The organism is Caballeronia sp. (genome assembly GCF_049581465.1).
In the GTDB taxonomy this organism is placed as follows: domain Bacteria; phylum Pseudomonadota; class Gammaproteobacteria; order Burkholderiales; family Burkholderiaceae; genus Caballeronia.
On the sequence record NZ_JBAUSA010001407.1, the window covers coordinates 1 to 3,810 of the forward strand.

Genomic DNA, 3,810 nt, shown 5'->3' on the forward strand with positions numbered 1-3,810 from the left:
GTTCACGGCGGCGCCAGCCTGCTGCAGGCCGCCGGCGAGTTCCCTGCGCCCGTTGCGCACGATTTCCCGTTGAGTCCGGATGCCGCGCGCTACTACAAGTCCGGCAAGAGCTTCCTCTACCGGACGATGCCATTCTGGCTTGCGAGCCTCGTAGACCGCCTCCTGGTGTTGGTCGTGCCGATAGTCGTCGTGCTGATACCGGCGTTGCGCTTCGTGCCGCCGCTGTACGCGTGGCGCGTCAAGTCGCGTTTCTACCGGCGCTACGGCGAGCTGATCGCACTCGAGCGCAGCGTGCTCGACGACCCTTCCGAACAGAATTATCTCGAGTTCACCGAGAAGCTCAATGCGATCGAAAAAGGTCTGAACAAACTTCAGATGCCGATCGCCTATGCCGAACACTTCTACGTGCTTCGCGAGCACATCAGTTATGTGCGCTCCCAGATCGCAGCACTACGGCGCGGTAACGACTCCCGAACATAAGTTTCATATAGACGTAATTCTGAACTAATTCGACTTCCCTACGATGCCCATGCATGACGAACGGCATGCGCATTGCGAGTTGTCGACGTCATGGCGCACCTCCCCTTTGAAACCGACTCTTTATCGATACCTGGAGCACTCCTATGAAATCCATGAAAGTTTTAGCCATCCTGGCGTGTTTAGTCGTCGCTCACACCGCTAGCGCGCAAGAAAAGCCGTTGAGTCCCGCGAAAATGAGCTGCTCGGACTTCGTATCCGTTGACGAGGTCTATCGACCCGCCCTGGTCTACTGGGTCGCCGGCGTCGATAGGCTTGGTGTGAAGGAAACAGATACCGTGGTCGTCGACACGGCCCATCCCGTGGGAGAGGCGGTCGTGGAAGAATGCAAGAAGGACCCGCACGCTCCATTCATGTCGAAAGTCAGATCCATGATCAAGTCCAACCAGATCGCGCTCTTTGACGATCACTGAGGACGAATGCGGTCGTCCAAGACAGTATGCTGGTGCCAGGCAGGACATGCAAAATGGTTCTAATGAAGCCCGACGGCTTGGCTCGACGAAGACGCGCTGTTGGCGTGCGCACGGTTGCACGCAAGCGGCGCGAAACGCGCTTTTCGTGGAGACGCGCGGCGTTCACCCTATCGGTAGATCGGACTTCATCTCGTGCCGTCAAACACGACAATGTCCGAGCGGTCCTGCTTCGGCAATGCAATCAGCAGACGGCCTTCATCGAGCAACGCGTGGCCTGTGACCGTGACGTTTGCCACCGCACAAGGCGCAGCGGCGAACGTGATGGATGCACGGTAGGCATTGACACCACTATCGGGTGAGACGTTGCCGCGAAACTCGCAACCCGTTGACGTAGTGCCCGCCAGCAGTCCGTCACGCGCGATGAGCATTTGCGCGGCCGCGTTGCCCTGCAACGAACTCATCTGCCCGCTGTATTCGCCCGCGATCGCCCCGAAACCAGGACCTTGTCCCAAAGACGGTTCGGGGGTCGCGGAGAAAGTCATGGGCGTGGCGCCAGGGGCGGACGCGACGACCGTGCCGGTCACATTCGGCGATCGCGAGAAATCGATCTGCACCCGGACCGGCGATGCTGCCGCGTCAGGCGCAAAACGGTACTGCGTGCCCGACCGGCTGTTGAACTGGCCGTTGCCCGTCTGTTGGCCATTCGTCACGACAATGACGCTGGCCGCCGGCTTTTGATAGAAGAGATAGGCTGACCCGTCGTAGAGCGAGAGCAGGGTGACGGGTGCTTGCGTCGAGAACGCGCCGCTATAGACGCCGGCGGAAGAGACCAGCAGATTGGTCGCCGGCTGGGCCTGCAAATGCGACGGGCTACCCGTGCTGCAAGCACCGAGGATCAAGCAACAACCTACGCCCATCAGTAATTTCCATGACCGCACGTTGGCACCCCGGATCCACGGAAGATCGGCGAACAAAGCTACGCCAGAATTATACGGGCGCTCGACAACTGCACCGCTATGCGGTTGCGTTGAAAGGCGAGTTAGCTATTAAGCGTTTTGTGCATTACGATTGCCTCTGCAACGTTAGGTACGATAGTACGGGACAGTATGAGACACACCAGTGCTTTGCATGGAGCCTCCGATGAGTGAGCAATATGGGTCGTTTTGCCCGTGCTGCGGCAGTGCCGGGCATCGCGCAATGAGTCGCCGTACTTTCATGAGCCTCGTCGCCGGCACCGCTGCCGGACTCGTGATGCCGCCGGCTTTCGCGGACGCACAACCGGTGCCGTCCATTGCTTACGACTCGATTGCCGATCCCGTTCATTTGCCTGAAGACACGTATTTCGGCGAATGCTCCGGTGTCGCGCTCAACTCGCATGGGCACATCTTCGTGCTGTCACGCGGCAACACGAATGGGCCAGCCTATGGCGCGGCTGCGACGCAACTTCTGGAGTTCGCACCCGACGGACGCTTCATCCGCGAGATAGGACACAACCTGTATGCATGGTCGTTCGCGCATACGGTCAAGATAGACCGGCAGGACAACATATGGGTGACGGACAAAGGCTCCGACATGGTGATCAAGTTCACGCCGGATGGACGCGTCGCAATGGTGTTCGGCCGAAAGCAGGAAGCCGCCGACGAAGACACCGGCCCGCTAAAGCACCCAAACCCGCCGCTGCCCTCCGAGCCTGGCCGCTTCCGCCAGGTGACTGACGTCGCGTGGGACGTCGCCGGCAACACCTACATCAGCGACGGCTATATCAACTCACGCGTGGCGAAAGTCGATCGCGATGGCAACTGGATCAAATCCTGGGGCGACCGCGGTACCGGGCCGGGGCAGTTTCATACGCCCCATAGCATCGCGCTCGATGCGCACGACAACATCTATGTCGCGGACCGCAGCAACCGGCGCATCCAGGTGTTCGACACCGACGGCAATTTCCAGCGGCAATTCACGATCGACGTTCCGGTGCCGCCGGACGCACGTCCGGCGATCGGCAACATGCCAGATGAGGCGGCAATCGCGGCCGGCACGTTTGCGCCGGGCTCGCCATGGGCCATCTGCATTTCGCCCGGACCGAATCAGGTGCTCTATAGTGCCGACGCTTTTCCAGGCCGTATCTACAAGATGACGCTCGACGGCAAGGTGCTCGGCGTGCTCGGAAAATCAGGCAAGCAGCCGAAGCAATTCGGCTGGATTCATCAGATGGCGTGTCCATCGGAGAACGTGCTGTTCGTCGCCGAACTGCTGAACTGGCGCGTGCAGAAGCTGGTTCTGCACGCTTGATTCATGCGGCCATCTTCTCCCTCCCGCTCACGCCCGCCCGTCATCGTATGGTTCCGCGACGACCAGCGTCTTGCCGATAACCCCGCGCTTCTGCACGCCGTCGCCACAGGCCACCCGGTCGTGTGCGTGTATGTCCACGACCCGGAGCCTGGGGAAACCCGTTTGCCGGGCGCCGCTGTGCGCTGGTGGCTTCACGAATCGCTGCGCGAGCTCAATGCGGCGCTTGCCGCAATGGGCGGGGGGCTGATCGTACTTCGTGGCCCTGAACGTCAGGTGATCGAAGGGTTTGCCGCAGGGATCGGCGCGATCGAGGTGTGCTGGAATGGCCGCTATTCGGCAGCGCAACGCGAGACAGACGCAGCGATCAAGTCGGCGTTGAAAGAATCCGGAATGGCGGTTTCGACCTTCAACGGGCACCTGCTGCGCGAGCCGTGGACGGTGGCCACGCGCGACGCCCGGCCGTTTCAGGTATTCAGCGCGTACTGGCGCGCCGCACGCCGCGAGTATTCGCCCGAACTGCCGCGGCCCGCGCCCGGGCGGATCGACTTCTTTCCGGTGCCCGAAGGCGCAA

Annotated in this window: 4 protein-coding genes and 1 pseudogene; 4 read left to right on the top strand and 1 reads right to left on the bottom strand. The window is 61.0% G+C overall.

The window, feature by feature from the left end; all coding sequences use genetic code 11:
* Together WCA53_RS33995 and WCA53_RS34000 are read left to right on the top strand one after the other, a co-directional pair.
* Positions 1-480 (top strand): annotated as a pseudogene (locus WCA53_RS33995) (TAXI family TRAP transporter solute-binding subunit); the annotation flags it as partial.
* Positions 481-623: 143 nt separating this feature from the next.
* Positions 624-950, top strand: coding sequence for an HdeA/HdeB family chaperone (locus tag WCA53_RS34000; RefSeq protein ID WP_423922539.1), 327 nt, complete (start codon positions 624-626; stop codon positions 948-950).
* 185 nt (positions 951-1,135) lie between these two features.
* Here WCA53_RS34000 and WCA53_RS34005 read toward each other — a convergent pair whose 3' ends face one another.
* Positions 1,136-1,867, bottom strand: a complete 732-nt coding sequence (locus WCA53_RS34005; RefSeq protein ID WP_423922542.1) for a hypothetical protein — start codon at positions 1,865-1,867, stop codon at positions 1,136-1,138.
* 223 nt (positions 1,868-2,090) lie between these two features.
* Between WCA53_RS34005 and WCA53_RS34010 the strand changes: the two genes are divergently transcribed.
* Positions 2,091-3,239: a 6-bladed beta-propeller gene (locus WCA53_RS34010; RefSeq protein ID WP_423922547.1), complete on the top strand. Its 1,149-nt coding sequence runs from the start codon at positions 2,091-2,093 to the stop codon at positions 3,237-3,239.
* A gap of 3 nt (positions 3,240-3,242) precedes the next feature.
* Positions 3,243-3,810 (top strand): deoxyribodipyrimidine photo-lyase (locus tag WCA53_RS34015; RefSeq protein WP_423922552.1); only part of this gene is annotated, 568 nt, incomplete at its 3' end.

Bases quoted from the DNA above. Each gene is read 5' to 3' on its own strand.
- WCA53_RS34005 (WP_423922542.1), bottom strand. From the start codon at position 1,867: ATGGGCGTAGGTTGTTGCTTGATCCTCGGTGCTTGCAGCACGGGTAGC.
- WCA53_RS34010 (WP_423922547.1), top strand. From the start codon at position 2,091: ATGAGTGAGCAATATGGGTCGTTTTGCCCGTGCTGCGGCAGTGCCGGG.
- WCA53_RS34000 (WP_423922539.1), top strand. From the start codon at position 624: ATGAAATCCATGAAAGTTTTAGCCATCCTGGCGTGTTTAGTCGTCGCT.